At 72.4% G+C, this 26,909-nt stretch carries 25 protein-coding genes; 11 read left to right on the top strand and 14 right to left on the bottom strand.

Going from position 1 to position 26,909, the window contains the following annotated elements:
- Nucleotides 1-21: 21 nt before the first annotated feature.
- A complete protein-coding gene (locus CRP55_RS16405; RefSeq protein WP_097320930.1) occupies nucleotides 22-1,980 on the bottom strand; it encodes a PPC domain-containing protein in 1,959 nt (652 codons plus the stop codon).
- A 106-nt stretch (nucleotides 1,981-2,086) separates the two neighbouring features.
- Nucleotides 2,087-3,136 (bottom strand): ROK family protein, encoded by a 1,050-nt coding sequence (locus tag CRP55_RS16400; protein WP_179855213.1) that lies wholly within the window; start codon nucleotides 3,134-3,136, stop codon nucleotides 2,087-2,089.
- Between the two features lie 115 nt (nucleotides 3,137-3,251).
- Here CRP55_RS16400 and CRP55_RS16395 point away from each other — a divergent pair, with 115 nt between their 5' ends.
- From CRP55_RS16395 to CRP55_RS16380, 4 genes are all read left to right on the top strand, one after another.
- Complete coding sequence (locus tag CRP55_RS16395; protein WP_097320926.1) at nucleotides 3,252-4,760, top strand: DUF1800 domain-containing protein; 1,509 nt, start codon at nucleotides 3,252-3,254, stop codon at nucleotides 4,758-4,760.
- A gap of 5 nt (nucleotides 4,761-4,765) precedes the next feature.
- The gene (locus CRP55_RS16390) at nucleotides 4,766-6,004 is read left to right on the top strand and encodes a DUF1501 domain-containing protein (RefSeq protein ID WP_097320923.1); all 1,239 of its coding nucleotides are present in this window, start codon (nucleotides 4,766-4,768) and stop codon (nucleotides 6,002-6,004) included.
- 95 nt (nucleotides 6,005-6,099) lie between these two features.
- Nucleotides 6,100-7,512 (top strand): DUF2252 domain-containing protein, encoded by a 1,413-nt coding sequence (locus CRP55_RS16385; protein ID WP_097320922.1) that lies wholly within the window; start codon nucleotides 6,100-6,102, stop codon nucleotides 7,510-7,512.
- 13 nt (nucleotides 7,513-7,525) lie between these two features.
- A complete protein-coding gene (locus CRP55_RS16380) occupies nucleotides 7,526-7,930 on the top strand; it encodes a pyridoxamine 5'-phosphate oxidase family protein (protein ID WP_097320920.1) in 405 nt (134 codons plus the stop codon).
- On the opposite strand, the gene CRP55_RS16375 is transcribed toward CRP55_RS16380, so the two are convergent.
- A complete protein-coding gene (locus tag CRP55_RS16375) occupies nucleotides 7,920-8,603 on the bottom strand; it encodes a hypothetical protein (protein WP_179855212.1) in 684 nt (227 codons plus the stop codon). The genes CRP55_RS16380 and CRP55_RS16375 overlap by 11 nt on opposite strands.
- Nucleotides 8,604-8,661: 58 nt before the next feature.
- On the opposite strand from CRP55_RS16375, the gene CRP55_RS16370 reads away from it, so the two are divergent.
- Nucleotides 8,662-9,588 (top strand): FRG domain-containing protein, encoded by a 927-nt coding sequence (locus CRP55_RS16370; protein WP_179855211.1) that lies wholly within the window; start codon nucleotides 8,662-8,664, stop codon nucleotides 9,586-9,588.
- On the opposite strand, the gene CRP55_RS16365 is transcribed toward CRP55_RS16370, so the two are convergent.
- Together CRP55_RS16365 and CRP55_RS16360 are read right to left on the bottom strand one after the other, a co-directional pair.
- Complete coding sequence (locus CRP55_RS16365) at nucleotides 9,582-10,265, bottom strand: hypothetical protein (protein WP_097320913.1); 684 nt, start codon at nucleotides 10,263-10,265, stop codon at nucleotides 9,582-9,584. The two genes, CRP55_RS16370 and CRP55_RS16365, sit on opposite strands and share 7 nt — an antisense overlap.
- Nucleotides 10,266-10,269: 4 nt before the next feature.
- The gene (locus CRP55_RS16360; protein ID WP_097320911.1) at nucleotides 10,270-11,295 is read right to left on the bottom strand and encodes a pyridoxal phosphate-dependent aminotransferase; all 1,026 of its coding nucleotides are present in this window, start codon (nucleotides 11,293-11,295) and stop codon (nucleotides 10,270-10,272) included.
- 65 nt (nucleotides 11,296-11,360) lie between these two features.
- On the opposite strand from CRP55_RS16360, the gene CRP55_RS16355 reads away from it, so the two are divergent.
- Complete coding sequence (locus CRP55_RS16355; RefSeq protein ID WP_097320909.1) at nucleotides 11,361-12,755, top strand: aminotransferase-like domain-containing protein; 1,395 nt, start codon at nucleotides 11,361-11,363, stop codon at nucleotides 12,753-12,755.
- Here CRP55_RS16355 and CRP55_RS53070 read toward each other — a convergent pair.
- From CRP55_RS53070 to CRP55_RS16345, 4 genes are read right to left on the bottom strand one after another with little or no spacing between them, the layout of a single operon-like run.
- Nucleotides 12,752-12,892, bottom strand: coding sequence for a hypothetical protein (locus tag CRP55_RS53070; RefSeq protein ID WP_179855210.1), 141 nt, complete (start codon nucleotides 12,890-12,892; stop codon nucleotides 12,752-12,754). The genes CRP55_RS16355 and CRP55_RS53070 overlap by 4 nt on opposite strands.
- A 7-nt stretch (nucleotides 12,893-12,899) precedes the next feature.
- On the bottom strand, nucleotides 12,900-13,058 hold the full coding sequence (locus CRP55_RS53065) for a hypothetical protein (protein WP_179855209.1): 159 nt from the start codon (nucleotides 13,056-13,058) through the stop codon (nucleotides 12,900-12,902).
- A 60-nt stretch (nucleotides 13,059-13,118) separates the two neighbouring features.
- A complete protein-coding gene (locus CRP55_RS16350; RefSeq protein WP_097320907.1) occupies nucleotides 13,119-13,898 on the bottom strand; it encodes a maleylpyruvate isomerase family mycothiol-dependent enzyme in 780 nt (259 codons plus the stop codon).
- 47 nt (nucleotides 13,899-13,945) lie between these two features.
- The gene (locus CRP55_RS16345; protein WP_097320905.1) at nucleotides 13,946-14,383 is read right to left on the bottom strand and encodes a hypothetical protein; all 438 of its coding nucleotides are present in this window, start codon (nucleotides 14,381-14,383) and stop codon (nucleotides 13,946-13,948) included.
- Nucleotides 14,384-14,526: 143 nt separating this feature from the next.
- Here CRP55_RS16345 and CRP55_RS55645 point away from each other — a divergent pair, with 143 nt between their 5' ends.
- Nucleotides 14,527-15,624, top strand: coding sequence for a helix-turn-helix transcriptional regulator (locus CRP55_RS55645; RefSeq protein WP_097320903.1), 1,098 nt, complete (start codon nucleotides 14,527-14,529; stop codon nucleotides 15,622-15,624).
- On the opposite strand, the gene CRP55_RS55640 is transcribed toward CRP55_RS55645, so the two are convergent.
- The 4 genes from CRP55_RS55640 to CRP55_RS16320 are packed head-to-tail and all read right to left on the bottom strand — an operon-like array spanning nucleotide 15,621 to nucleotide 19,692.
- A complete protein-coding gene (locus tag CRP55_RS55640) occupies nucleotides 15,621-16,619 on the bottom strand; it encodes an FAD-dependent monooxygenase (protein WP_097320901.1) in 999 nt (332 codons plus the stop codon). The two genes, CRP55_RS55645 and CRP55_RS55640, sit on opposite strands and share 4 nt — an antisense overlap.
- Entirely contained in the window at nucleotides 16,600-17,817 is a 1,218-nt protein-coding gene (locus tag CRP55_RS55635) for a phenylacetate--CoA ligase family protein (RefSeq protein WP_097320898.1), read from the bottom strand. The genes CRP55_RS55640 and CRP55_RS55635 overlap by 20 nt, the downstream gene beginning before the upstream one ends.
- Nucleotides 17,807-18,904, bottom strand: a complete 1,098-nt coding sequence (locus CRP55_RS16325; RefSeq protein ID WP_097320896.1) for a 3-dehydroquinate synthase II family protein — start codon at nucleotides 18,902-18,904, stop codon at nucleotides 17,807-17,809. Before CRP55_RS16325 ends, CRP55_RS55635 begins: the two co-directional genes overlap by 11 nt.
- Nucleotides 18,901-19,692, bottom strand: a complete 792-nt coding sequence (locus tag CRP55_RS16320; RefSeq protein ID WP_097320894.1) for a 2-amino-3,7-dideoxy-D-threo-hept-6-ulosonate synthase — start codon at nucleotides 19,690-19,692, stop codon at nucleotides 18,901-18,903. Before CRP55_RS16320 ends, CRP55_RS16325 begins: the two co-directional genes overlap by 4 nt.
- A 219-nt stretch (nucleotides 19,693-19,911) precedes the next feature.
- On the opposite strand from CRP55_RS16320, the gene CRP55_RS16315 reads away from it, so the two are divergent.
- From CRP55_RS16315 to CRP55_RS16300, 4 genes are all read left to right on the top strand, one after another.
- On the top strand, nucleotides 19,912-22,668 hold the full coding sequence (locus tag CRP55_RS16315; RefSeq protein WP_097320893.1) for a BREX system ATP-binding domain-containing protein: 2,757 nt from the start codon (nucleotides 19,912-19,914) through the stop codon (nucleotides 22,666-22,668).
- 80 nt (nucleotides 22,669-22,748) lie between these two features.
- Complete coding sequence (locus tag CRP55_RS16310; protein ID WP_097320891.1) at nucleotides 22,749-24,284, top strand: FAD-dependent monooxygenase; 1,536 nt, start codon at nucleotides 22,749-22,751, stop codon at nucleotides 24,282-24,284.
- Between the two features lie 68 nt (nucleotides 24,285-24,352).
- Nucleotides 24,353-24,958, top strand: coding sequence for a hypothetical protein (locus tag CRP55_RS16305; protein WP_097320889.1), 606 nt, complete (start codon nucleotides 24,353-24,355; stop codon nucleotides 24,956-24,958).
- 15 nt (nucleotides 24,959-24,973) lie between these two features.
- The gene (locus CRP55_RS16300) at nucleotides 24,974-25,672 is read left to right on the top strand and encodes a Crp/Fnr family transcriptional regulator (protein WP_097320886.1); all 699 of its coding nucleotides are present in this window, start codon (nucleotides 24,974-24,976) and stop codon (nucleotides 25,670-25,672) included.
- On the opposite strand, the gene CRP55_RS16295 is transcribed toward CRP55_RS16300, so the two are convergent.
- A complete protein-coding gene (locus CRP55_RS16295; RefSeq protein WP_245923032.1) occupies nucleotides 25,638-26,537 on the bottom strand; it encodes a pirin family protein in 900 nt (299 codons plus the stop codon). The two genes, CRP55_RS16300 and CRP55_RS16295, sit on opposite strands and share 35 nt — an antisense overlap.
- Between the last annotated feature and the right edge of the window lie 372 nt (nucleotides 26,538-26,909).

The raw sequence follows: 26,909 nt of genomic DNA, 5'->3' as shown, positions 1-26,909 counted from the left end.
GGCAGCCTCCACCTGGACGGTCTAGCTGGTCACACCGAAGACGATGCGGCCCAAGGTGTCCTCGGTGCCGGTGAAGCCCTCGGCGGGCAGGAAGGCGTCCTCACCGAAGTCGACGTCGATGTCGTCCGCGGTGCCGCCGACGCCGTCCGGGCCCACGCCGAACAGGGTGGCGAAGCCGGTGCCGCCCGCGTCCTGAAGGTTCGGGATCGCGTCCTGGTTGTCGGTGTGGAAGTCGCCGAAGAAGTGACCGGCCTCGTGCGAGATCACGTTGCTCAGCGCCTGGGCGACGAAGCGGATCCGGTCGCTCTGCGGCGTGAGATAGGTGTTCAGCGAGGCCGCCGAGTCGCCGGCGGGCGCGCTGAGCACGTCGAGCAGCACGAGCGCGGTCTCCTCGGTCTCGAAGTTGCCGGGGTCGATGCTCTGCGCGATGCCGATCGTGTCGACGCCGGACTCCTCGATGGTGCCGCCGACCACGACGCGGCTGACGTTCGCCTTGCCCCAGACGTCGGCGTTGTCCTTGCTGTTGGCGATCTTGATCTTGAAGCGGCTGTTGAGGCCGCTCTGCTCGAGGTCGGTCTTGATGTTCTCGGTGACACCGGCGACCACGGCGTCGATCACCGCGTCCTCGTCGGCGCGGGTCAGGCCCCAGCTGGTCAGGAAGGCCGAGAACGCGGTCAGGTCGCGGTTGCCGGGACCGCCGAAGACGCCGGTGTTGACCCGGGCCCCGTCGAAGTCCAGGTAGAGCGTCTGCACCGGCTTGGCGCCCTGGAGCACCGGCCGGTAGGCCTCGACCGTGATGTCGTACGCGCCGGAACCGCTGGCCACGCCGATGTAGTGCCAGCCGGCCTTGGTCGCCACGTAGTCGGTGACCGCGTTGCCGCCGGCGGGCAGCGGCGAGTCGACCGGGTAGATGTACGACGCGTCCTGGTCGGAGCCGTGCACCTCGCGCGGCACCGTGTCGTACACGGTCAGGTAGGTGGCCGAGCCCTTCACCGAGCCGCCGATGACGTCGCCGGCCTTGAGCTTGACGGCGAAGAAGTCCTGGTCGACGCCGCCCGAGGTGAGGGTCAGGGTGTACGGGCCCTCGGTCGGCGGGGTCGGGTCGCCGATGCCGCCGCCGCTGCCGGAGTCGAACGGGTCGGCCGGCAGGCCGCCGTACGCGGCCACGGCCAGGTAGAAGTCGCCGCCGGTGGTCACCCGGTAGGTGATCCGGCTGTCGAGCCCGGTGAAGTCGTCGTTCACGGCGAGCACGGTGCCGTCCGGCGCGAACAGCTGGAGCACGGTGTCCAGCGGCCCGGTCGGGGTGGCGGTGGAGAGGGTGAGCACCTTGCCGGCCGGCGCGGTGATCTTGTAGAAGTCGAAGTCGTTGCTGCCGTCGCCGGTCTGGCGGCCGTGCGGGCCGTCGCCGATCTGCGAGTCGATGGTCGCGCCGCTGCGGCCCGCGCCGATGCCGGTGGCGCCGGCCAGCGTGATCGAGCCGTTGTCCTCGGGCGGGGCGGCCACGGTCGGCGTGGTCACGGCCTCGTTGTCCAGGCTGCCGAGGATGCGGATGTTCGGGTACTGCCCGGCGCCCGTGCCGTAGCCGTTGACACGCTGGGCGTTGGCCGGGATGTCGTTCCCGCCGGACGTGCCGTCGAGCTCGTCCTCGTCGACCACCACGGCCGGGGTGGCGGCCTTGGCCGAGGAAGCGGCGAGAGACTTGACTCGCTGGGCCTGCTTGGTCTTGGACTGGGTCTTCATGTAGTTGGCCCAGCCCGAGTAGTCGACCTTGGCCGCGTCGGTCACCTCGGCCAGGTACGGGTTCACACCCTTGGGCTTCGAGCCGTACGGCGCCTTGGGCACCACGCCGATGCCGACCGCCAGCGAGGCCTTGTCGGCCGCGGAGAGGTCGTCGGACTTCGGTTCGGCTTGGGCCGCGCCCGGCGTGATGAGCGCCAGGCCGAGCGCGGTCGCGGACAGGGCGGCGATGCTCCGTCGCATTCAGTTCCCCCTTCAGCCTCTCCATGACCCCCGTCACGGATGGCATTCAGGACGTTACTGAAGACGACCGTCAATATCTATGTGTGTCGATAATGCTTAACAGCCTCTACAAACCTTGTGCCCGTACGGACTCGAGCGCGGCCACGGCCGCACCGCGGGCGCCGGCCATGTCGAGGTCGGCCACGAGGGCGAAGGTGGCGGCCGCCTGCTGCTCGGCGCGCAGCTCGGTGCTCTCGCGGACCGCGTTGAGGAACCACTGCCGGAACCGGGGGGCGGCCTCCACGACGCCGCCGCCCAGCAGGTAGGCGTCCGGGTCGGTGAAGTTGGCGGCGATCGTGAACAGCTTGCCGATCGCCTTGGCCTGCTGGCCGAACACCGCAAGGGCCAGCGGATCGTCCTTCTCCCCGTACCCCCGCAGCAGTTTGGCCGCCTTGGGGATCGGCTCGGCGGCGAGCGGGTGGTCGGGGAACTTCGTCAGCCAGTACGGCAACAGGTTCTTCTTGATGCCGGTCAGCGAGGCCAGGCTCTCGACGTCGCCGGAGAAACCGCAGTTGCACTGGGGCACCGGCTGGTCGTCCTCGAGCACGCCGTGCAGCGGGATCTGCACGTGGCCGAGCTCACCGGCCATGCCGGCCGCGCCGCTGACCACCTTGCCGTTCTCGACGACGCCGCCACCCAGCCCGGTGCCGACGATCGCGGCCACCGACGACTTGGTCGCGGCCTCGTCGCCGAACAGCCGGTAATGCGCATACAGAGCGGCGGCGTTGGCGTCGTTCGCGTAGAAGACCGGCAATCCGATGCGGGCCTCGAGAGCGCCCCGGATGTCGAAGCCGTGCCACGACTTCTGATTGAAGTTGGTCGAGCCCTTCGACGAGATGACCCCGGTGGCGCTGGCCGGGCCGGGCGTGTCCAGCCCGACCGCGCGGACCAGGGTCAGCGGGGTGCTGGTCAGCTCGAGGATGTTGTGGAAGGCCTCGGCGAGCGCCTCGATGGCCGACTCGGGGCCCTCGGTCACCAGACTCGGATTTTCCACGAGGTTGTCGACGAGATATTGCCCCGTGGCATCCAGCACGGTGGCGTTGTTGCAGGTACCGCCGTTGTCGAGACCGACGACGACCCAGGAGGACGGGGTGCGTACCGATTCAGCCTGATCCACAGGCCTGAGCGTACGTCCGACTCGTGCCCCGCGGTACGGGTGCGGGCGGATTGCGGGTGCGTTAGTCACGGTTGCAGCCGCGACTTCCCCGGCCGTACGGGCCGAAGGTGCTGGCATGACGACCCGACGCACGATCCTCGCCGCCGGTGCCGCCACCGCAGTCGCCGTTGCCGTTGCCGCTCCCCCGGCCTCGGCCGCGGCCGCCTCCTCGGCCCCGTTGCTCAGCGACGACCAGATCGCGCACCTGCTGCGCCGCGCCACCTTCGGCCCGACCGCCGCCTCGCTGGCCGAGGCCCGCAAGCTCGGCGTGGCGGGCTGGCTCGACCGGCAGCTCAGCCCCTCGAAGATCAACGACGCCGCCTGCGACGCCCTGATCGCCCGGCTGCCGCTGGCCGGCGCCTCGATCGCGACCGTGCGGGCCAAGCTGGCCAAGCACTCGTACGACGCGTTCAAGCAGCTCGGCCGGGCCGCCGTGGCCCGCGCCGCGTGGAGCGAGCGCCAGCTGTTCGAGAGCACGGTCGCCTTCTGGGCCAACCACCTGCACATCACCGCGCCCTCCAGCGGCGTCTGGGACAGCCGCTGCGACTACGACGCCCAGGTGCTGCGCAAGCACGCCTTCGGCCGGTTCGCCGACATGCTCAAGGCGTCGATGCGCCACCCGGCGATGCTCACCTATCTCGACAACCGCAGCTCGACCAAGGCCAACCCGAACGAGAACTACGCCCGCGAGCTGATGGAGCTGCACACGGTCGGCCTGGTCTACTCCGAGGCCGACGTGCAGGCCGGCGCCCGGCTGCTCACCGGCCTGACCGTCACCGCGTCCGGCGGCTACGTCTACGACGGCGCCAAGCACGTCACCGGCCCGGTGAAGATCCTCGGCTTCGAGCACGCCAACGCGACCGCCGGCGGCGGCGAGGCGGCCGCCCTGGCCTTCGCCGACCACCTGGCCCGGCACCCGGCCACCGCGAAGCGCCTCGCGGTCAAGCTGTGCCAGCGCTTCGTGGCCGACGAGGCCCCGGCCACGCTGGTCGCCAAGCTGGTCAAGGTCTACCTCGACAACGACACCGCCATCACGCCGGTGCTGCGCGCCCTGTTCACGTCGCCGGAGTTCGCGGCGTCGATCGGCGCCAAGGTCCGCACGCCGTTCGAGGACCTGATCGCCTCGATCCGCGCGCTCGGCCTCGGCCCGGAGGCGTCCGGCGTCAAGGCGCTCGACGCGCTCTACAACGCGGCCGTCAACGCCGGGAACGCGCCGTTCCGGTGGAGCCCGCCCAACGGCTACCCCGACGTGGCCGTGGCCTGGTCGTCGCCGTCCGGCTTCCTGCTCAGGTGCAACAACCACCTCAACCTGGCCGCCGGCTGGTACCCCAGCCAGCTCACCCGCCCCGCCGACCTGCTCAAGTCACTGGTGCCCACGCTGCCGAACACCTACGGGGCTTTGGTCGACGCGCTGGCCGTACGCCTGATCGGGGCCAAGCTTCCGGCCGCGCACACGGCCGCCGTGCTCAGTGTCGCGGGCAAGCTGCCGACCAGTCCTCTGACCGCGTCCGACAAGTCCCTGGCGGGCCACGCACCGTACCTGATCGCCCTGGTCCTCGACTCGCCGTCCTTCCAGCTGAGGTGAAGCCGATGTTCTCCTTCGACTGCCGCGAGAAGCAGGTCAGCCGCCGCACGGTCCTCGGGGGCGCCCTGGCCGGCGTCGCCGCCACCGGCATCTCGACCACGATGGCGTACGCCGCGCCCGGCTACACCGGGGACACGCTGGTCGTGCTCTCGCTGCGCGGCGGGTTCGACGGTCTGTCGGCCATCGTCCCGATCGGCGACGCCGACTACTACAAGGCCCGGCCGTCCATCGGCGTGCCCAAGGCCCAGGTCATCGCCGGCGACGGCACCTTCGGCCTGCACCCGGCGCTGGCCCCACTCCTGCCGCACTGGCAGAGCGGCAAGCTGGCCGCGGTGCACGCCGTCGGCCAGCCCAACCCGACCCGCTCCCACTTCGCGGCCATGGACGCGATGGAGAACGCCGCACCCGGCACCTCGATCCGCACCGGCTGGCTCGACCGGATGCTCGGCGTCACCGGCGCCTCCGGCCCGCTGGCCGGCGTCTCGATCGGCAACGCCATGCCCCACCGGCTGTACGCGGGTCCCGCCCCCGACGTCTCGATGGCCTCGATCGACGGCTTCACCCTGGCCGGCGACTCGGCCAAGCGGCCGCGGGCGGCCGCGCTGCGGGCCATGTACGCCGACGCGCCCGCCCTCCAGGCCGGCCAGGCCCTCGCCGCCGACCAGGCGCTGACCGCCACGGCATCGCTGCGCGGCGCCACCTACACGCCGGCCAACGGCGCCACCTATCCGGCGACCGAGCTGGGCACCGCGCTGCGCGACGTGGCCCGTCTGATCAAGGCGAAGGTGGGCCTGGCCACGGCCACTGTCGACTGCGGCGACTGGGACATGCACGAAGGCCTCGGCACCGGCGTCAAGGGCCAGCGGATGTACGACAACCTCACCGAGCTGGCCCTGGCCCTGGCCGCGTTCGCCACCGACCTCGGCGCCGAGGGCATGGCGTCGGTGACCCTGCTGACCGTCAGCGAGTTCGGCCGCCGGGTGGCCGAGAACGGCTCGCACGGCGTCGACCACGGGCACGGCAACGCCATGCTGGTGCTGGGTGGCGGCGTACGAGGGGGAAAGATCTTCACGAAGTGGCCCGGTCTTTCGCCGGACGCCCTGGTCGCCGGAGATTTGGCCGCCACCACCGACTATCGCGCGGTCATCGGGGAAGTCCTGCAGAAGCGCTGCGGCGTCGGCTCGCTGTCCCAGGTCTTCCCGGACGTGTCACCGTCATCGTTCGGGCTGGCCGCGGCCCGCTGATTCCTCGGACGTTTAGGTGGACGTCACTTTCCCGTCGCTCGGAGGGGTTGTGCTGGGTGAGTGTGCGATTCCCTCCCCCTCTAGGCTGGCCCGTGATGCAACAAAGTAACGGGCACGTCGTGGTGGACGTGGCACAGGACGACGGCTTCGTCTCGCTGCGGCGCTCGGCCCGCCCGCGCGCCGAGCGGTACGAGCTGGGCCGCTCGCTGCGCGAACGAGCGCACCGCTCGGAGATGGCCTTCTGGACGCCGCCGGCCGGGCGGGCCGACCCGGTCCAGCAGGTGATCGAGGCGAACCGGGGCCGCCAGCCGTGGCTGATTCCGGTCCGGGTGGGGCGGATGATCTCTTCGCCGTACGCCTACCTGCGCGGCTCGGCCAATGTGATGGCCGACGACTTCGCGGGCCTTCCGTCCACCGGCATCACGCCGGTCATCTGCGGCGACGCCCACCTGGGCAACTTCGGCTTCTACGCGTCGCCCGAGCGCGAACTGGTCTTCGACCTCAACGACTTCGACGAGGCCCACCCGGGCGCGTGGGAGTGGGACCTGCGCCGGCTCGCGGTCAGCGTCTACGTGGCCGGCCGGCAGAACGGCTTCCGCGAGGGCGCCTGCGCCGACGCGGTCGAGCACTGCGTCGAGGAATATCAGGTGCAGATCGCCCACCTGGCCGAGCAGCCGCTGCTGGCCCGCTCCTTCGACCAGCTCGACGTCGACCGGCTGCGCTCGGCGGCCAGCCGGGCCAGCTTCCGCGACGAGATCGAACGGGCGGCCCGCCGCGCCCGCCGCCGCACCAGCGACCGCGCGCTGCCCCGCTTCACCGAGCGCCGCGACGGCTCGGCCAAGCTCGTCGAGGAACCGCCGCTGATCACCCGCCCCAGCGACGAGGAACGCGACCAGCTGGCGGAGGCGCTGGACGGCTATCTGAACACGCTGCCGCCGCACTGGGCGCGCATCCTGGCCGGATATCGCATCGTCGACATCGCGCACAAGGTCGTCGGGGTCGGCTCGGTGGGCCTGCGGGCGTACGTGGCCCTGTGCGAAGGCAGCAGCTCCGACGACGTGGTCTTCCTCCAGCTCAAGCAGGCCCGCCGCTCGGTCATCGCCCGCCACCAGCACGGCGACTCGGCCTGGCACCGGCACCAGGGCCAGCGGGTCGTCGAATATCAGCAGGCGCTGCAGACGGTGTCGGACCCGCTGCTGGGCTGGACGACGGTGGGCGACACCCAGTTCTACGTGCGGCAGTTCCGCGACATGAAGGGCGCGATCGTCGTCGAGGGCATCGACGCCGGCGCCCTGGCCGACTACGCCGGCATCTGCGGCTACCTGCTGGCCAAATCACACGCCCGCACGAGTGGCGCCTCGATGATCGCGGGGTACATCGGCGGCAGCGGCAAACTGGCCGAGGCGCTGTGCCGGTTCTCCCGCGCCTACGCCGACCAGGTGGAGAGCGACCATGCGGCGCTGTCCACCGCCGTACGACAGGGCCGGCTCCCGGCCGAGACAGTGTGAAAGGGTTTATTCGTTGAGCGGCCGTGTCTCCCTGGACAACCAGGAACTGCTGGACTTCTGGACCGAGCGCCACCTGTGCACGCTGACCACGTTGCGAGCCGACGGCTCACCGCACGTGGTCGCGGTCGGCGCCACCCTCGACCCGGCGTCCGGCCTGGCTCGGGTCATCTCGTCCTCGACGTCGGCCCACGTGCGCCACGTCCGCAACGGCCAGTCCCGCGTGGCGATCTGCCAGGTCGAAGGCCCCCGCTGGACGACCGTGGAGGGCCTGGCCGTGGTCCGAGACGACCCTTCCTCCGTAACCGAGGCCGAGAAGCGCTACGCGGTCCGCTACCGCACCCCGCGCCCCAACCCCCAGCGCGTCGTGATCGAGGTCGACATCAAGAAGATCCTGGGCTCGAGCCGCTTCACCGAGTGACGTAAAGCGGATCGCAGCCGGGCACCCTGACCCGCCACCGACGCGCGGCCGACATATCCCAAACAGCCTGACTGGCCGAGCCGGGCCGGTCCGCGAACCGCGGGACACCGCCGGGCAGCGGGACGACACGGCTGAGGACCGCACCATGATCACGGATCCCGGCCAGCCCGTATTCCAACGTCCACTCGCCGGGCCACGAACCGTGGTTCGGCGCGGGTGGCTCGGCGGGTGCGCCCTCGAAGTAGGCATCATCCATCAGGTCGACGCGGAACTGGACGCCGAACGAATCGGACGCCTGCCGCACCCCCACGGAGAACGCGAGTTCGGTTCCCGGAACCTGTGCGGGAATCACGACCATGAAGCCCCGGCCGACGTTGGCGCCGGTCACCGCGCCAAGGGCCTTGATCGCGACGTAGGACGCGCCGACGATCAGCCCCGCGCCGGGCGCGACCGCGTCAGCGAAATGCTTGGCGGCGCTCCACGCGGCTTGTTCGGCGACGTTCTCACCGAACGCGCGGATGCCTTCGGCAACTGGGTGGCGGCCCTCGAGCGACTCGACCGACATCCGCACCGGCCGCGGCATGGTGACGGGCGCGAGCGGTGGCAGCTCTCCCGAAGACTCTTGGGGCGGTCGATACTCGCGGTGTCTCGGCTTGCCGAAATCCATGCCCATGGACGCACTGTCGCACCGCCCGGCAAGCTCGACGCTAGCATCGGTCGCGGGAGGGGTCATGGCGATCACGTGGATCGATGCGGGAGTTCTGCGCAAGATCGGCGGGTCGGGGCTTTCGCTGTGCCGGCTTTCCACTCCGGCCGGAGAGATCGACTCGCTGCAGGCCGACTCGCTTCCGGGGCTGATTCAAGCGCTGGGATATCTGAAGTACCGGCTCAGTGGCAGCACCTTTCTGCGCGGGCAGTCCTCCCTGTACGAGGGGAAGCTTCAGCCCTCGCTGATGCGGGGCGCCCGGAAGCGGCAGGGCCGGGACGAGAAGGTCGAGCGCTTCGTCAGCCAGGTGGCCGCGTGGCCGTGTGACGGGTCGAAGCACCGGACGGTGCGGTGCCCGGTCAAGCTCGGCCGGGACGTATCCCGCGACTCCCTGCTCGGCAGCGGGGTGCCCCACTACGCCGCGGAGCCGCTGCTTCAGCACTACGGCATCCGCACCCGCTGGCTCGACGTGGTCGACAACATCTGGATCGCGCTCTGGTTCGCCTGCCACCATTTCACTACTGAGGGCCGCTATCTGCACGTGGTCAAGCGCAACATCCACGACGCCGGCGAGGACTACGTCTACGTCCTGTCGATCACGCTGGAGGGGCTGGGCGCGACCCAGGAGTGCCCGGGCCTGTGGCTCTTCCCCGAGAAAGGGCGCGTGATCGACCTGCGGGTCGCGGCGCCCTCCTACTACGTCCGGCCGCACGCCCAGCACGGTTATCTCATCCGGCCCCACGCTATGGAGGGGACCGGGCTGACGGTGGCCGCGATCCGGGTGCCACTGATGCGGGCCCTGGAATGGCTGGGGTCGAGTGTCATCCTGAGCCCGTTCGGCATCTATCCCCCGGCCACTGTCGACGACGGCTATCGCCGGCTGCTCGACCGGTTCCGGCACGACGAGTTCCAGGAGCTCGGCACCATCAGCGTCGTGGGGCCCGGCTACTGAAGGCCGCGGGTGAAGACGTTCAGCTCGCCCACGGCGGTGAAGCCGCCGTCCAGGGCGGCGGTGAGCGCCTCGCCGCGCTCGTAGCCGACCAGGGGGCGGCCCGGGAAGAACGCGCCGACGGCGTCGGCCAGCTCCTGCCAGTCGACGTGGTGGCCGGGGACGGCGTACACATTCGACACGTCGACGGTGCCGCTGCCGAGGCGGGCGACCGCGCCGGCGACGATGTGGCCGTCGGCGTAGCGGGCCAGGATGCGGAAGTGGGCGCGCCGCAGCAGTGGCGGCAGCAGGACGTCGCGCGTGTCGTGGTGGCTGGTCCACTCGGCCAACTGCTCCACGCCGGTCACCGCGGTCCAGGCGGTGGGCGCGGCACGGCGCCGCGGACCGGCTTCGCGATGGAACCAGGTGGCCGAGAAGAGCAGGTCGAAGCCGTCCGCGGTCAGGTCCATGGTCGCGAAGCTGTCCTTGACCCCGCAGCGCTCCCGCCTTTCGAGGCGCGCGAGGACCTGGTCCGCTGTCACCTCCGGCTCGACCGCCACCGCGTCCGAGTGCAGCGGCGGCGGGGGCTCCAGCGAGCTCCACAAGCCGTCGGCCAGCGCCGATCCGACCCCGTGCAGCGTGCACAGGTCCTCATACCAGCCGACACTCGCGTCGACGGCACTACGAAGACGGAAATCCATGCGTTCAGAGTGCCATTGCCACGTTGGCCAGCGCCTGGGCGAGGTCGGGCAGGCTGAGGTGGCCGAAGCCGACCCGGACGATGTGGTCGTCCTCGCCGAACCAGGCGCCGGGGGCCACCCGGGTGTCGGCCTCGCTCAGGGTGGCGTGGAACTTGTCCATGTCCAGGCCGGCGGGCAGGCGCAGGCAGCAGAGCGGGCCGCCGTCGGGGGTGACGATCTCGACGGGGTGGTCGGCGGCCCAGCGCAGCACCACGTCGAGGGCGGACCGCAGGAACGGGCCGCTGGTGGTGCCGCGGCGCAGGACCCGGGTGGCCAGGTGCTCGTCGATCGTGGAGCAGGCGATGGTGGTCTCGAACTTGGCGGTGCGGGCCTGCTCGTACAGCCCGGGATCGGTGGTGGTCAGCCAGCCCAGGCGCAGGCCGGGGGCGCCGTGGGCCTTGGAGACCGACGAGCACGTGACGATCCTCGGTGACAGGGCGGCGGCGGAGGCCGGAACCGGGGCGTCGCCGTACACGGACTCGCGGTAGGTCTCGTCGACCAGGATCGTTGCGGTGGGGGCGAGGTCGAGCAGAGCTTCCAGGTCGCGAGGCTCCACCCGTACACCGGAAGGGTTTTGGGGTGAGGCAAGCGAGATCAGATCGGTGGCCGGGTCGAGGACGGCCTCGATGCGGTCCAGCGGCAGGCGGTAACCCTCGTCGAAGCGGGCGTCGACGACGTCGACCCTGGCGCCGCGGGACGACGGCAGCGTGCGCGCGGGCGGGAAGCAGGGGCCGACGAGCAGGACGTGCTTCGCCGGCAGCAGCGACATGGCGTGGATGGCGCCCACCGTGATCAGCACGTCGTCACTGGTCACCCCGGCGCCGGCGGCGATGAGCTCGCGCAGCGTGAGGTCGCCGCGGGTGGTGCCGTAGCCGAGTGGGACGCCGGACAGGCCCGCGAGGTCGTCCTCGGTGAGACGCAGCGGCGGGCAGGTGCTCTCGGCCAGGTCGTAGCGGACAGTGCAGTCGATCAGGGCGGTCATCGAGCTCATGCCACCGATCGTCCGCGAGAAGGGTCTCGCCAGGGCAGGGCCAATGCCCCTAGATTGGTCTGTCGATGGAACCAATCGGCATCGTCGAGCGCCTGGGCCGCTGGGCCTCCGGGCGCGGCGCGCTCTACCTGCTGCTGACCGCCCGCATCCGCACGCTGATCGACGAGGGCGAGCTGCCGCCGGGCACGCTGCTGCCACCGGACCGCGCGCTGGCGTCGGCCCTGGCCGTGGGGCGCAGCACGGTCGTCGCCGCGTACGACCTGCTCGTCGCCGAGGGCCGCATCGTCCGCCGGCAGGGCAGCGGCACCCGGGTCGCCGGTCCGCCCTCGGGCACCGCGCGCCCGACCACCGAGGCGCCCGCGTTCCTTCACCTGCTGGAGCCGCGCGACGGCGTACTCATGCTGGCCTGTGCCGCACCCGACGCTCCCCCGCCGGCGCTGCTGACGGCCTACGCCTCGTCGCTGGAGGACCTGGCCGCCATCACCGGCGACATCGGTTATCACCCGACCGGCCATCCGGCGCTGCGCCGGGCCCTGGCCGAGCGCTACCACGAGCGCGGTCTCCCCACCACCCCCGACCAGATCATGGTGACCACCGGCGGCCAGCAGGCGCTGACGTTGCTGGCCAAGGCCCTGATCCGCCCCGGCGATCGCGTGCTCGTGCAGGCGCCCACCTACTTCGGCGCCATCGAGGCCTTCCGCGAAGAGGCCGCCGTCCTCCGAACACTGCCGGTCGATCTCCGTGGCTTCACCAAGGTCAACCCCACTTTGGCGTACGTCATCAGCACGTTCCACAACCCCACGGGCGCCGTCCTGCCGCCGGGAGAACGTCACCGCGTCGCCCAGGCCGGCTTCCCCCTGATCGACGACGAGGCCCTGGCCGACCTGGGCTTCCCCGGCCACACCCCACCGCCGCCGCTGGCCGCCCACAACGACCAGATCATCACCATCGGCTCCCTGAGCAAACTGATCTGGGGTGGCCTGCGCGTCGGCTGGGTCCGCGCCCCCGCCGCCCTGATCGCCCGCCTGGCCCGCATGCGCACGGTCTTCGACCTGGGCGGCAACGTCCCCGCCCAGCTGGCGGCGGCCCGCCTGCTCCCCCACCTGGGCCCCGAACTGGCCCGGTCGGCCCAGCTCAGGAAGACCCGCCACGACCACCTGCGGTCCGAACTGGCCCGGGCGCTGCCGTCCTGGCACGCCCCCGCCGTCCAGGGCGGCCAGACCTTGTGGGTGCGCCTGCCCCACGGCGACGCCCGCTCGTTCGCCCAGCAGGCGCTGCGCCACGGAGTCGCCGTCCTGCCGGGCCCGGGCCTCGACCCGTCGGGCGGCAGCCAGGACCACCTGCGCCTGCATTTCCTGGCCACACCGGAGGACCTGACGGAGGCCGTACGGCGCCTGGCCGCGGCCTGGTCCACGTACGAGCCACGACCGGCCTCCTACCCACCCGCGATGGCCGTTTAGAGGGCTTCGCACAGTCGGCGAACGTGGTCGATCATCTGGCCGACGAATTCGCCGTCGTAGGCCTTTTTCTGCTTGTCGGTGAGATGCGGCCAGTCTTGGTCGTATCGCTCGACCGCCGACTCGATCCGCTTCCTCATGTCGTCGTCAGGAGCGGGAAGGACCTTCGAAGTAGGCCGGCGCGGTCACCATCATCTCCGCGTCTCGCCGGCGTCGCTCGGTGGCCAGGCTGAAGTAGATGTTCACCGCGGCTGCCGCGCCGGCGGCGATAGCGGCGATCCATGCCGCTGTGACTTCAGACGACATGGCCATCACCCTGTCGGCGCCGGTCCTCTTTCCCCTGTGCGGATCTACGATCGGGGCGCGTCAATCGGCGACGTGGGCTGTGTTGTCGAGCCAGTGCTGGGCGAGGGCCGTGTCGCCGTCGAGGTCGACGTCGGTGGCGTGGGTGAGCGGGAGCCGGCGGGTCATGATGAGCAGCAGGGAGCCGGCCGGGCCGGTCACCGTCACGTCGGCCGGGCGGGTGGCGGGGTGCCAGGTGGCGCCGGCCGGGAGACGCTCGATGAACCAGCCGGCCTCGACGTCGGAAGCCTGCCACTGCAAGGTCTGGCCGGTGCCGCGCAGGGCGTGGGCCGACTCGGGGCGCCGCATCTCCCAGGTGGGGGAGGTGAGCATCGCCAGATGGTTGGTGATCAGGGCGGCGGCGATGTCGGACGCTACGTCGAGTCGCCGGCCGGCGGCGTTGGCGGCGTCGGCGCCGTGGACGACTGTCTCGTTGAGGACTGTGGACCGCCAGAACTGCGTGCCGGAGCGCTCGTCGCCGGCGGCGTTGAAGACCGGGACGTCGAGAGCGCAGGCGGTCGCGACCCGCTCGGCGGACCTCGACAGCCAGGCCGGCCACTCGCCGGGGTCGGTGGGGACCCCGGCCATCTCGGTGGGGAGCTCGGCGGGGTCGGTGATGCGCCGCTCGATCATGTCGGCGACCCAGTGATGGGTCTGGCCGACGTGGGCGACCAGGTCGGTGACGGTCCACTCGGGGGCGGTCGGCACCGGGGTGCCGGGTCCGGCCGCGGTGGCCGCGCCGGCCAGGCGGTGAGTGTGGTCGACGATGGCTTGGCGGGCGCGTTCGGGGCTCAGCTCGGTCATGCTCCTACCGACTCGGTGAGCCGCACCGAGTCATCGGTCGAGCCGAGTCAGAAGCGGCCGTCCGAGGTGAAGGGGCCCACCTTCGACGGGAGGGTCAAGCCGGCGATGGAGAGCGCGGTCAGCAGGTCGAGCAGCTCGCGGCGGGTCAGGGCGCCCGGGATGGCCGGCTCGGGGTGGGGCACGTCCAGGGCCCGGGCCGCCTCCACGGCCCGGGTGGCGATGGCGGCCTCGACCGCCCACAGGCGGTGGGCCCGCATGGCCAGATGGGCGGAGGCGGTCAGCTCGCTGTGCAGGCGCAGCAGGCGGCGCAGGTCGGCGGCCAGCTGTTCGATGGGTGGGCCCACCGGCTGGGGCGGGGGTGGGTGCATCAGGCGCCAGCGGTCCGCGACGACGCCGCACCAGCGTGGGGCGTAGATCACGGCGGCGCCGATCAGGGTGGGGGCGGCGACGATGAGCGCCAGCTTTCCCAGGTCGAGGGCGGACACGTTTCGACCATCCGCCCGGGGCGGGGCGAGCGTCAAGGCGATAACAGTCAGCGCGAAATGTGTTGGAAGGCCGACTCGGGATCTGCAGGGAACGCGCTACTTCTAGCGGGTTTTCGGTAGCTCGTGGCCCCACCATCGACGGCATGGATCAGTCGCTTCCCCTGGTGGGGCGGGACGGTGAGAGGGAGCGCTTCGTGGCGCTGCTCCACCGGGCCGCGCCGGGACGTCCTACGGTGCTGATACTCGACGGGCCGCCGGAGATCGGATGTGGCCGTCTGCTGCGGGAGCTCGCGGTGGCCGGACGGCGGCTCGGGGCGGCGGTGGCCACGTCACCGGAGCGGATCGTGGTGGTGCGCGACCGGGAGGCGCTGCGGCCGGGCACGGCCGACCCGCACTTCCCGGAACGGCTGGCCGCGTCGGCGCCGGTGCTGGTGGTCACGGCGCGGCAGCCGGTGCTCGCGCGCACGCCGGCCGAGGTGCACCGGGTGGTGCTGACGCCGCTCGGAAGGGCGGACGTACGCCGGCTGATCGCGGCCCGGCTGGGCGGCCCGCCGAGTGACCGCCTGCTCGACCTGGCCCGGGTGGCGGCGGGCCGTCCGGGCGCGATCCTCGATCTGATCGACGGACTCCAGGAGGAAAGGCTGATGGAGAGCCTGCCCGGCCGGCTGCCGGAGCGGACGCGGGCTCGGCTTGCTCATCGGGTGGCCAATCTGTCGGGGTCGGCGCGGCATCTGGTGCAGGCGGCCACGGCGGTGCGGTCGCCCGTCTCGCCGGCTCGGCTGAGCGAGATGCTCGGTGGCAGCGTGGTGGCACTTCTGCCGGACGTCGAGGAGGCGCTCGACTCGGGGCTGCTCGTGCCGGCGGGTGACGCTCTGGCGTTCAGCCATGAGCTGGTGCGGGCGGTGGTCGAGGCGTCGATGCCGCACGCGGTGGTGGCGGCGCTGCGCCACGAGCAGGGGCATCACCGGCCGCGGGCGCGGGTGGCCGTGGCGCCGCATCCGCGGGCGACGCCGCGTACAGCCGACTGGAGTCTGCTCAGCGAACGGGAGCTGGAGATCGCGGAGCTGGTGGGGCTGGCGCTGACGAACCAGCAGATCGCCAGCCGGCTCGGGCGGTCGCCGCACACCGTGAACTATCACCTGCGGCAGATCTTCCGGAAGTTCGGCCTCGCGTCGCGGGTGGAGCTGGTGTCGCTGCTGCGGTTGAGAGAACACCCGGAGATGCGGGCGGACGCCGGCTAGGAGTTCACCCCATAGAGCCAGTCGAGGGCGTTCGCAGGCGCGGCCGCCAGCTCCCGATCACGGCGCCGCTGTTCACTACCGTCCGGCAGGTGGTACGACTGCAGGCCTGCTCGCGACATCGCGAAGATCCGCTCGACGCGGGGGCGCCGCGCCGCCTCGAAGCGGGCGAAGGCGTCCGGATGACGCAGGAGAGGAGCCAGCGCGGCGGCGTCCTCGATCGCCTGCACGGCGCCCTGCGCCGCGAACGGCAGCATCGGATGCGCCGCATCGCCGATCAGCACCACCTTCCCCTCGTGCCAGCACGGCAACGGCACCCGATCCCGTAAGAGGTGGGAGGGAGACCCGTTCATCAAGGCGATCAGCCGGCGGGGCGCGGGATGCCACTCGGCGAAGCCGTCTTCCAGGGCTACGCCGTCGTCGGGGACCACCGCGACCACGTTGACGCCTCCGCCGATCGGGTAGGCGACCAGGTGGCGGCCGGGGCCCAGCCACACCACCACCCGGTCGAGGCCGGCGGGCACGACCGCCCGGTACGCGACGTAGCCGCTGTCCCGCGGCCGATCCGAGGCGATGGCGCCGTGCAGGGCCGAGTTCAGGCCGTCGGCGCCGATCACGATCTCGGCGTCCAGGTCGGCGGCGGAACGCACCGGAGCATTCAGGACGACGGGCGAAGCCAGCGCGGCGATCAGGTCGCCCCGGCGCATCGTGTAGTACGGGGTTCGGTACCGCTGAAGGTCGATCCTGGAGATCACTGCGTCGTCCCGCCAGCGGCGGATCTCCCGGTACGGCGGCCGCGCCGCCGCCGCGAACACGTGTCCGTCCAGGAGGGCCGCCGCGTTGGGTGAGATCTGAATCCCGTACCCCTCGAAAGGAAGTTCCGCCTGTCGCTCGTACACCGTGACGCGGGAGAAACCCTCCCGTCGCAGGGCGAGGGCGGCCGTGAGGCCACCCACCCCCGCACCGACGACCGCTGTCTCAGTAGTAGCGCAGCGCACGGTCCCAGTCCTCGCCCGCCGCGAACACGCTGCGCGGCTTCATGATCTCCGCGGGCGCGGTCAGCGCCGCCACCGGCACGAGCGTCCCCGGCGGCACCGCCTCGACCAGCGCGTCCTTCTCGATGGCGGCGGTCAGATCGCGGGCCGCCGCGTAGCGATAGCGGTCGGGCACCTCGATCTGCACGTGCAGTCCCCGCGACGATCGACGGGCGCGCCAGAACATCACCCCGTACGCGAGCGGCAGCCGGAACACCGCCTCCTCCAGCTCCGCCGCCTGCTGGGACATCCTTCCCAGCACCCGGACGACCGGCAGCTCCGAACCGCACGGGCAGTCCCCGTACGACACTCGCACCCGGTCCCCGATGTGGTAGCGCAGCAGCGGCATCGCCTCGCGCACCAGCATCGTCACGACCAGCTCCCCGGCGCCGTCCGGCGTGAGACGGCCGGTCGAGGGGTCGTACACCTCGAAGATCGCCCGATCGGCCCAGAGATGAAGCCTCCCGTGCGGGCATTCGCCGGCCAGGCCACCGGTCTCGCTCGAGCCGTACTCCTGCACGACCGGCACCTTCCAGATCTCCGAGATCCGGTCGCGCCGCGCCGGGCTCAGCGGCTCGCCCGCCACCAGCATCGCCCGCAGCGCCGGGAAACCCCGCAGGCCGGCCCGGGACGCCGCCGCCGCCCACAACAGGGTGTCGGTCGGGAGTGACCAGGTCAGGGTCACTTCCAGGTCGTGCATCAACTTCACGACTTTGCTGTACGGCGTGGCGAGCGACCGGTTGTCGGCGGGGACCACGGTCGCCCCGCGGGCCAGCGCCGCCGCGTGCGCGACGTGCCCGGTCAGCATGAGCGCGTAGGGCGTACGGACCATGAAGGTGTCCGCCGGCTCGATGCCGACCCGGACCCGCGCGTACCGCTCGATCAGGTCCGCCCAGTCCCCCTTCGTGTAGTAGGAGGCGGTCGGCGTCCCGGTCGTGCCGCTCGACTCGTGGTAGGTCGCCAGCCGCGACCGGTCCACCGCGAGCATCCCGAACGGGTACGCGTCGCGCAGGTCGGCCTTGGTCGTCAGCGGATACCCGGCCAGCTCGGCCCGGTTCGCCGGCACGCCGTCGCGCCGCGTGCGGTAGAAGGGTGATCTCGCCGCCGCCGCCAGCGCGGCCGGCAGCAGCGAGTCCTGGATCTTGGTCAGGTCAGAGCTCATGGCACAGCTCGTCGATCGGATAGCCCACGTGCCGTTCCCGGCCGGGCAGATAGCCGAGGACCTCGTCGCCCGGTTTCAGCTCGGTGGAGTTGAGCACCGCGCCGCCCGGCCCGAGCACCCGCACGTGCCAGTCGTCCTGCACGATCAGGTTGACGCGCTCGCCGGTGGGTGCCACCGCCTCGATGGACAGCAGCGGCCGCGTCTCGATCTTCACCCGGCCCACCGTCACCGGGCGGGTGCGGCCGTCGGCCCGTACGGCCAGGACCGTCGCCCCCGCCTGAAGCTCGCACAGATAGCGGGTGCGCTCGGGATCGGCCAGCGTGTACGACATGATCGCGCCGGCGTTGACCCGGAACGGCCGCATCGGCATGTACGGCAGGGGGTGCGTCTCGCTGACGCAGAGGATCAGCCCCTGCGAGCGGGAGCCGACCAGGATCCCCTCGTCCTGGTTGAGGTAGGAACACGTGTCCACGCAGGCCCGCTCCCCGGCGCCGCTGTGCTTCACGCCGGTGACCGTCAGCGTGACCAGGTCGATCTCGGGCGAGTGGCGCCGCACCACCTCGGTGAGCTTCGTGGCGTCGCCCGGCCCGCCCGGCCGCAGCAGCACGCCGTCGGGGCCGCGCTCGAGCACGGTCAGGTGGACCGAGGCCTCGTCGATGTCGCCGACCTCGGTGATGATGCGGCCCAGCGAGCCGTCGGCCGCGGCCAGCACGATCTCGAGCGGGATGTGCGTGGGGTCGTGGAAGCGCAGCACGGTGATCTCGTCGGTCCGGACCCGCTCGCAGGCCAGGTCGAGGCTCGCCGCGTCGGTGACGTCGACCCGGCGGCCGAACCGCACCCCCGGGTGGCCGCCGGTGGACACCGACGGATCGACGAGCACGAGGTCCGCGTTACCGAGGTCGTCGGGCAGCTCGGCGCCGGCCACGGCCAGCACCCGGGTGACGGTCGGCGGCAGATCGGCCAGGTCGGCCGGATCGTCCGCGACGATCGCCTCGAACCGCAGGTGGACCGCTTCCTCGGCGGCTTCGCGCCGCCACGGCCCGGCCCCGCGCAGGTCCAGCCAGCATTCACGTCCCGGTGTGGTCATCGGGCCACCGCCGGCGTCCGGTCGTGCACGACGGCGGCCAGCCGGCGCAGCATGGCCGCCGGGTCGGCGGCCGTGAAGACCAGCCGGCCCACCGCCACCCCGGCCGCGCCCGCCCGCATCGCCGCGGCCATCCGGCCCAGCACCGCGTCCGGGTCCGGCTCGGGCGCTCCCCCGGCGGCCAGCACCGGCACGGCAGCGCCCGCGATGATCCGGGCGGACGCCACCGGGTCGTCCGGCAGCGCGGTCTTGACCAGGTCGGCGCCCAACTCGGCGGCGACCGCCACCGCGTGCGCGACCAGCTCCGGCGCGCGGCCGTCACGGACCGCCGGCCCGCGCACGTACATCATCGCCAGCAGCGGCAGCGACCAGCGGTCGCACTCCTCGGCCACGGCGGCCAGGTGGGCGATCTGCGCCGCCTCGGTGCGGGAGGCCGCGTTGACGTGCACACTGACCGCGTCGGCGCCGAGGCGCAGCGCCTCCTCGACGGTGGCCACCGGATATTTCGCGTCCGGGTCGGCCGCCATCCCGGTGCTCGCGTTCAGCTGCACGATCAGGGACAGGTCGTGGAACCGGGCCGGGCGGATCCGGTGGGCGGCGCCCTTGTGGACCACCACGCCGTCGGCGCCGTGCTCGGCCAGCCGGCCGACCAGTGCGTCCAGGTCGCCGCCGGCGCGCAGCGGCCCGGTCCCGACCGCGTGGTCGAGCGGTACCAGCAGCAGGCCGGAGCCGCTGCGGCGGCCGAGGCGCCCCTGCCTCAACCGCCGTCCGAAGGTTGCGTTCGCGTACATCGCGGACCCCCTTTCCTCGGCCGAAAGCTATCCGCGCCCCGCCGTGGGCCGACACTGCTCGTCCGAGTGGCATCCCCGATCGACCAGGGAAATCGCAGCTCGGTTCGCATCGCGGCCATTGACCTAGCCGAATGGGTAGTTGACCCGCGACGGGTACCCGCGCCCGATGCGCCGTGCCCGTCTTCGTGATACGTATGAGTCGCGATGAGGACCCCCGACATGATCCGGCGACTGGTCGGCCGGGAAGCCGAGGTCGAGTCGCTGACCCGCGTCCTGGACGACACCGCGGCCGGGGCCGGCGGCTGCCACGTGGTGACCGGCGCCCCCGGCATCGGCAAGTCCGCGCTGCTGCATGTCGCCGGCCATCTGGCCGCCGAGCGCGGCATCGCGGTCGCCGCCCGCGAGGCGTTCCGGCTCGATCAGGCGGCGCCCCTGGTCACCCTGACCGGCGCGCTGCGCGAGTGCCGTCCCGGCGCGTCCGCGTTCGCCTGGCTGGCCGGGCAGGAACCGGAGCGGGCCGACCCGCTCCGCGCGCTGCAACGACTGCGGGCCTCGCTCGAGGAGGCGGCCGGTGAGCGGCCACTGCTGATCGTCATCGACGACGCGCAGTGGATGGACGAGCTGAGCGCGCTCGCCGTCCGCGAGCTGATCCCGGGCCTCGCCTCCTCGCCGGTGCGGTGGCTGTTCGCGCACCGGCCGCCGTCGCCCGACGAGGGCGACACTCCCGGTCACCAGCTCATGCGCTGGTTGCGGCGGGACGGCGTACAGCGGACGCACCTCGGTCTTCTCGATGAGAAAGCCATCGCCGAGCTCAGCGTGGACGTGGTGGGCGCCGAGGTCGACAACACCGTCGTGGCGCTGGCCGCCTCCTGCCTGGGCAATCCGCTGCGGACCGAGCAGCTGCTCAAGGCCCTGCTCGTGACCGGTCAGCTGGTGGTGGCCGACGGGGTGGGCTCGGTGGTCGGCGACGATCTGCCGTCCAGCTTCGTCGACTCGGTCCGGGAGAACGTCGACACCCTCTCCGAGCAGGCCCGCTGGCTGCTGCGCTCGGTGTCGGTGCTGGCCCGGCCGTTCAGCTTCGACGAGGCGGCCCGGCTCACCGGGCACAAGCCGGCCGAGCTCTTCCCGCTGATCGACGAGGTGATGGCCGACTTCCTGATCGACGACGTGAGCGGCGGGCTGGCCTTCGCCCACGACCTGGTCCGGCAGGCGATCTACAACACCCTGCCCCGGATGCTGCGCGAGCAGCTGCACCGCGAGGCGGCGACGCTCGACCGGCCGGCCCTGGAGGTGGCCGAGCACCAGCTGCGCAGCGGCCGTTCCGGCGCGGCCGACGCGGTCCACATGGTCCGGTCGATGGCGCGCGAGATCGCCCGGGTCGCGCCCGGCGCCGCGGCCGACGTCATGCTGCGCGCGCTGGACGCGGCGAATCCCGGCGACCCCGGCCGTCCCGGGCTGATCGCCGACACCGTCAACCTGCTCGCCGCCGCCGCCCGCCTCGAGGAGGCGCGCGAGCTGGGCGGTGAGGCGCTCGGCGCCGGTCTCGACGCCGAGACCGAGGCGCTGCTGCTGCTCGGCCTGGCCGAGGCCTGCAAGCACGGCGGCCTCAACGAGATGACCGTGCGCTACTGCGATCAGGCGTTGCGGCAGGAGGGCATCTCCCTCGCGGTGCAAGCCCTGCTTCACGCCGTACGGGCCCACGCGCTCTGCTATCTGGGCCGGCTGGCCGAGGCCGACGAGTCGGGGGCCCGCGCAGACGGGCTCGGCCGCCGGGGCGGCGAGTACGGGGCCGCGGTGTTCGGCCTGGCCGGGCGCAGCCTGGTCGCCCACGCCCAGGGCCGGCTCGGCGACTCGCTGGCCCACGCGCGCGCCGCGACCGAGCTGGCCGACGAGGCGGGCGGCGACGCGGCCCAGCGCCATCCGCGCATCTGGCTCGGCGCGGCGCTGATCGTGCTCGACGAGTTCGACGAGGCCGAGCAGGTCATCCGGGCCGGGCGCCGCGAGTCCGACCGCTCCGGCTCCTCCTGGGCCGAGCCTCTCTGGCATCACTTCCAGACCTCTTTGCTGTACGCCCGGGGGCGGCTCGAGGAAGCGGCGGTCGAGGCCGAGTCGGGCCTCACGGTGGCCGAACGGCACAACGCGCACGCGCTGGCCATGCCGCTGCTGGGCATGCTCATGCGGATCGCCGTGCTCCGCGGTGACCTGGCGGCGGCGCAGGAGCATCTCGACCACGTACGCCGGCTGGCCGAGGGCGGCGTGACGGCCGTGCCTGAGGACGTGCTGTGGGCCGAGGCGCTGCTGATGGACGCCCGCGGCGACACCCCGGCCGCGTTCGCCCTGCTCGGCGACTTCTACCGCACGCTGCCCGAGCGCCCGGCCCTGCTCGCCAACGATCCGGCGGCGGCGGCCGAGCTGGTCCGCATCGCCCGCGACACCGGCCATCCGGCCGAGGCCGGGGCCGCCGTGCGGGCGGCCGAGCGGCTGGCCGCGAACAATCCCGGGTCGCGCTCGGCCGCGGCCGCCGCCGCCTACGCCGGCGGCGTGCTGGCCCGGGACCCGGGGAGACTGGCCGCGGCGGCCGAGCGGTTCCGGGAGGTCGGCCGCCCACTCGCCCTGGCCGCGGCGCTCGAGGACGCGGCCGTGCTCGGCCGCGGGCGCGGCCACTACGAGGAGGCCCTGTCCCTGGTGACCGCGGCCGGCGCCGACCGGGCCCGCCGCCGGGTCGAGGACAGGCTCGGCACCGAGGCCGTGCCCGAGCCGGCCGCCACCTGCCTGCCCCAGCTCACCCCGGCCGAGCGCAAGGTGGCGCTCGAGGTCGGCAAGGGCAGCACGAACATCACGATCGCGGAGACCCTCTACATCTCGCGGCACACCGTGGACGCGCACCTGCGCAACATCTTCGCCAAGCTCGGCATCCGGCGGCGGGTCGAGCTCGCCACCCTCGTCGTGCAGGAGTGCGGCGCCCGAACCACGTGAACACGTGATGTACGAACGACCCGCGCGGCCGAGGATGGCGGAGTAACCCGCCCACCACCCCCACCGCCAAGGGGACACCGATGCCGACAGCCGCGTTCCGGACGCCGGTGCTCGTGGCCGGAGCCGGCGTCACCGGCTCGCTCACCGCACTGGAACTGGCGCACCACGGAGTGCCCAGCATGGTCGTCGAACGCTCCGGCGGCCCGCCCCGGATCCTCGAGCCGCTGCTGGTCAACGGGCGCAACATGGAGCTGCTGCGCCGGCTCGGCCTGGCCGGCGACCTGCGCCCGGCCGGTGTCGACCCGGACGGGCCGGTCGACGTGGTCTGGGCCCGCGGCGTCGACCAGGAGCCGCTGCTGGTGTGGCGGCTGCCCTCGGTCACCGAGCTGCGCGGCTCGTACGCGGCGTCGGCCGACGGCAGCGCGCCGATCGAGCCGTACCTGCTGATCGCCGGTTCCCGGCTGGCCGGGCGGCTGCGCCGGGCGCTGGAGCACCCGCTGATCGACCTGCGCTCCCGCTGGACCCTCACCGACCTGCGCACCGAGGCGGAGTGCGTGGTCGCCACGGTGATCGACGCCGAGTCCGGCAAGCGGCACGTGATCGAGGCGGCCTACCTGGCCGGGTGCGACGGCGCGGGCAGCACCGTGCGCCGCTGCGCCGGCCTGGAGATGGAGGACCTGGGCTCGGCCGCCACCTATCTGACCGTCGCCTTCCGCAGCGCCGGGCTGGCCGCGCGGTGGCCGCACCCCTCGGCCGTGATCACCGGCGGCAGCACCGTCCTGACCGGGCACGACGGCGACCTCTGCGTCGCCCACCTGCCCCTGACCGAGGGCGACGAGGCCGCCGTGGCCGACCCGGCCGGCCTGCTCACGCAGCGGCTCGGGCTGCCCGGCGAGCCGCCGGAGATCTGCGCGGTCGCGCAGCGGGCGGGCACGCCGTCGGTCGCGCGGTCCTACCGCCGGGGCCGGGTCTTCCTGGCCGGGCAGGCCGCGCACCGGGCCGAACCGCCCGGCAACGACGTCGACACGTGCATCGGCGACGCCGTCGACCTGGGCTGGCGGCTGGCCGCGGCCGTGCACGGCTGGGCCGGCGAGCACCTGCTGGCCGGATATGAGGCCGAGCGCCGCCGGCAGGCCCTGCTCGACCGGGAGCTGGGCCGCCGGGCCGGTCAGACCCGCAGCCGGTTCCAGCGGCTGGTCGCCTCGGGCGCCGACCGTGAGGTGCTGGTCGAGATCCTCCGGCAGGAGGCCCCGCAGGTCGATCCGGCCGGCACCGGCCCGGCCGGGATGAGCGGCGCTCCCGGGTTCCGCCCGCCCGCCTTCCGGCTGGCCGGCGGCGAGCAGTTCTTCGACCGTCTCGGCCCGCAGCTCACCCTGGTCGACCTCACCGACGACCAGGGCGGGTGGCCGCTGGTGACGGCGGCGCGGGCCCGGGGTGTGCCGATGCGGCACCTGCCGATGGCCGGCGCGCCGATGCCGGCCGCCTGGTGCGGGCGGCTCGTGCTGATCCGGCCCGACCAGCAGGTGGCCTGGCGCGCCGACGGGCCGCCGCCCGACTGCGACGGCGTGCTCGACGAAGTGACGGGCGTACGACACCAGTTATACGAGAACGCGTGATGCGAGGGCCGGAGGACTCCGGCGAAGCTCGACATCTCCCAGCGGAACAGGGATGGGACAGAGGGACGATGTCAACAACGATCATCGACGACCTGGGGCACACCACGATCGCCGGCTGGTACACCCGGCTCGCCGACAACCCCTGCCCCCGGCGCAACCACTGGCAGACGAAGATCATCTACTACGAGGCCGTGGCCGAGCTCCTGGCCGGCCGGCCGGAACGGCCGCTGACCTGGAAGACGATCGTCGGCGCGGCCCGGCCGCGCGGCTGCCGCAGCACGTTCTACGAGGTGACCGGCGTGCGCGCCCGGCACGCCATGGTCGGTGAGCTGATCGCCGAGGGCAGCATGCGCTCGATCGAGATCGCCATGCGCTACCAGCGGCCCGACCCGGTCGAGCAGCTCATCGACGAGACGAAGGTGTGGTCGTTCTGGCCGTACCGGCAGCATTTCGCCGAGCGCGCCCGCGACCCGGGCGACTCGCCGGAGCCGGTGCTGCCGTCGCTGCGCGAGGCGCTGCTGGCCTGGGCCGGGCTCCACCCGGCGCTGGCCGCGGCCAACTCCTACCGCCCGCCGGCCTGCGCGGTCGAGGATCTGGCCCTGCTGCACCGGGGACGGCTGGCCGCCACCCGGGCCGAGAGCCGCCTGACAGAGGTTCTCCGGCACGCGCGCTGAGGCCATTATGGACTCATGAGGCGTACCGGCGCGTGGCCGCCCAGCACCTTTCTGGGCGGCCTCGCGCCGGTCGCCGCCGACGAGCTGCTCGGCCTGAGTGCGCGGCACCGTTACGAGACCGGCCGGCCGATCCTGCGCGAGGGGGCGCTCGGATCACACGTCGTGGTGCTCGAAACCGGCTTCGTCAAGGTGACCACCGCCGACTTCGGGACGCTGCTCGGCATCCGGCTGCCCGGCGAACTGGTCGGCGAGATCGGCGCGCTCACCGGCAGCCCGCGCAACGCGACGGTGACCGCCTGCGGCACGGTGCACGCGGGAGTGGTCACCAAGGCCGTCTTCGAAGACTTCCTGCGCCGCCACCCGGCGGCGTCGACACTGGTCATGGCGATGATCGCGCGGCAGCTGACCTGGGCCAACCGGCGGCGCAGCGACTTCACGGCGTTCCCGGCGCCGGTCCGGCTGGCCCGGCTGCTGGTGGAGATTGCCGAGACGTGCGGGCGCGAGCTGCCGGACGGCGGCGTCGAGATCGCGGTGCCGCTGAGCCGTCCCGAGCTGGCCGCGATGATCGCGGCCTCCCGGGCCACGGTGCAGAACGCGGTTCAAGAGCTGCGGGCGGCCGGGCTGATCGCCACCGCCTACCGCCGGATCGTCGTGCTCGACCCGGCGGCGCTCGGTGCTTTCACCGGGTCCTCCCCCTCGGAACCAGGCGGGTGATCGGCATCGGCGGGGCCGGCAGGGGCGGGCCGTCGTAGCCGTGCACCTCGCCGAAGCGGGGCGTGTGATCGGCCCAGTCGGCGCGCATCTGCACGATCTCGTCGTGGTCGCGGGCGACGAAGTTCCACCACATGACCAGGCGCTCGTCGAAGGGCTCGCCGCCGAGAAGGAGCAGGCGGGAGGGCGACGAGGTGGCCAGGCGGACGGACCGGCGGCCCTCACCGGCGTACAGCAAAGGACCTGGTTTGAGGGTTGTGCCGTCGACCGTGGGAGCGCCGTCGAGGGTGAGGAACGCGTATTCGAAGGTGGGATCGAGGGGCAGGTCGATCTCTCCTGTGATGGCGAGTTCGGCCCCGATCAGCGGGGTGTGCGTCGCGGCCGGGGAGGTCACGCCCTCAAAGGTGCCCATGAGGACCGTCACGGTGCCTTTGTTGAGATCGACGACGGGCAGATCGGCGTGATGGGCGAAGGCCGGGGCCATGTCCCGTACGGCATGAGGCAGCGCGACCCAGAGCTGCACGCCGTGCAGGACCGGCGAGTGCTCGGCCGGCGTCTCCTCGGAGTGGGCGATGCCGCGGCCGGCGGTCATCAGATTGAGCTGGCCGGGGCGGATCTCCTGCACCGAGCCGAGGATGTCGCGGTGGAGCACCTCACCGCTCAGGAGCCAGGTCACGGTCTGCAGGCCGGTGTGCGGGTGCGGGGCGACGCGCATCCCCGGTGTGCCGCTGATGTCGACCGGGCCGTACGCGTCGAGGAAGCACCAGGCGCCGACCATGCGGCGGCCCTTGGCCGGCAGCAGGCGGGTGACGGCGAAGCCGCGGGGGCCGCCGAGCGCCACGGGTGTGCCTTCGAGCAGTTCGCTCACGGCTTCACATTACCGAGAAGATGCGAGACGGCGGTGGGGCGCGCTCCCACCGCCGTCTCTCCCGGCCACGCCGCGCAGAAGTTCCCTCACACCGTCATGGGGGGCAAGTCGGTGTGAGAGCCCTGAGTTAGCGCGGTGGCGGCCGTTGGAAACGGGGGCGTCGGCCGCCGGCCGGGGAGTTGGAGGTCCGTGTGTGTCGCTCATCCACCGTGACATCCACTAGCACCAAGATCCGTGAAAAGCCATCGTGGCCTTCGCCACTTTGTTACCTGTGGGTAGCTCTAAAGGGGTCCTCAATACGTGTTTAAGAATGACTTAAGTTGAGCGATCACCTTTGAACCCGATCCCGAGGTTCTCCGTACTCTCCCTCGA

It is taken from the genome of Paractinoplanes atraurantiacus (genome assembly GCF_900215205.1).
Classification (GTDB): Bacteria; Actinomycetota; Actinomycetes; order Mycobacteriales; family Micromonosporaceae; genus Actinoplanes; species Actinoplanes atraurantiacus.
Note: the sequence above shows the minus strand (reverse complement) of the source record. Positions and strands in the feature narration are given on the sequence as shown.

What these genes read in the sequence shown, in the direction of transcription:
- CRP55_RS16370 (WP_179855211.1), top strand. Translation starts at nt 8,662, where the DNA reads ATGGCGATCACGTGGATCGATGCGGGAGTTCTGCGCAAGATCGGCGGG.
- CRP55_RS16350 (WP_097320907.1), bottom strand. Translation starts at nt 13,898, where the DNA reads ATGACCGAGCTGAGCCCCGAACGCGCCCGCCAAGCCATCGTCGACCAC.
- CRP55_RS16365 (WP_097320913.1), bottom strand. Translation starts at nt 10,265, where the DNA reads ATGGATTTCCGTCTTCGTAGTGCCGTCGACGCGAGTGTCGGCTGGTAT.
- CRP55_RS53070 (WP_179855210.1), bottom strand. Translation starts at nt 12,892, where the DNA reads ATGAGGAAGCGGATCGAGTCGGCGGTCGAGCGATACGACCAAGACTGG.
- CRP55_RS55635 (WP_097320898.1), bottom strand. Translation starts at nt 17,817, where the DNA reads ATGAGCTCTGACCTGACCAAGATCCAGGACTCGCTGCTGCCGGCCGCG.
- CRP55_RS16315 (WP_097320893.1), top strand. Translation starts at nt 19,912, where the DNA reads ATGATCCGGCGACTGGTCGGCCGGGAAGCCGAGGTCGAGTCGCTGACC.
- CRP55_RS53065 (WP_179855209.1), bottom strand. Translation starts at nt 13,058, where the DNA reads ATGTCGTCTGAAGTCACAGCGGCATGGATCGCCGCTATCGCCGCCGGC.
- CRP55_RS16395 (WP_097320926.1), top strand. Translation starts at nt 3,252, where the DNA reads ATGACGACCCGACGCACGATCCTCGCCGCCGGTGCCGCCACCGCAGTC.
- CRP55_RS16325 (WP_097320896.1), bottom strand. Translation starts at nt 18,904, where the DNA reads ATGACCACACCGGGACGTGAATGCTGGCTGGACCTGCGCGGGGCCGGG.
- CRP55_RS16305 (WP_097320889.1), top strand. Translation starts at nt 24,353, where the DNA reads ATGTCAACAACGATCATCGACGACCTGGGGCACACCACGATCGCCGGC.
- CRP55_RS16320 (WP_097320894.1), bottom strand. Translation starts at nt 19,692, where the DNA reads ATGTACGCGAACGCAACCTTCGGACGGCGGTTGAGGCAGGGGCGCCTC.
- CRP55_RS55645 (WP_097320903.1), top strand. Translation starts at nt 14,527, where the DNA reads ATGGATCAGTCGCTTCCCCTGGTGGGGCGGGACGGTGAGAGGGAGCGC.
- CRP55_RS16375 (WP_179855212.1), bottom strand. Translation starts at nt 8,603, where the DNA reads ATGGGCATGGATTTCGGCAAGCCGAGACACCGCGAGTATCGACCGCCC.
- CRP55_RS16405 (WP_097320930.1), bottom strand. Translation starts at nt 1,980, where the DNA reads ATGCGACGGAGCATCGCCGCCCTGTCCGCGACCGCGCTCGGCCTGGCG.
- CRP55_RS16355 (WP_097320909.1), top strand. Translation starts at nt 11,361, where the DNA reads ATGGAACCAATCGGCATCGTCGAGCGCCTGGGCCGCTGGGCCTCCGGG.
- CRP55_RS16385 (WP_097320922.1), top strand. Translation starts at nt 6,100, where the DNA reads ATGCAACAAAGTAACGGGCACGTCGTGGTGGACGTGGCACAGGACGAC.
- CRP55_RS16310 (WP_097320891.1), top strand. Translation starts at nt 22,749, where the DNA reads ATGCCGACAGCCGCGTTCCGGACGCCGGTGCTCGTGGCCGGAGCCGGC.
- CRP55_RS16390 (WP_097320923.1), top strand. Translation starts at nt 4,766, where the DNA reads ATGTTCTCCTTCGACTGCCGCGAGAAGCAGGTCAGCCGCCGCACGGTC.
- CRP55_RS16360 (WP_097320911.1), bottom strand. Translation starts at nt 11,295, where the DNA reads ATGAGCTCGATGACCGCCCTGATCGACTGCACTGTCCGCTACGACCTG.
- CRP55_RS16300 (WP_097320886.1), top strand. Translation starts at nt 24,974, where the DNA reads ATGAGGCGTACCGGCGCGTGGCCGCCCAGCACCTTTCTGGGCGGCCTC.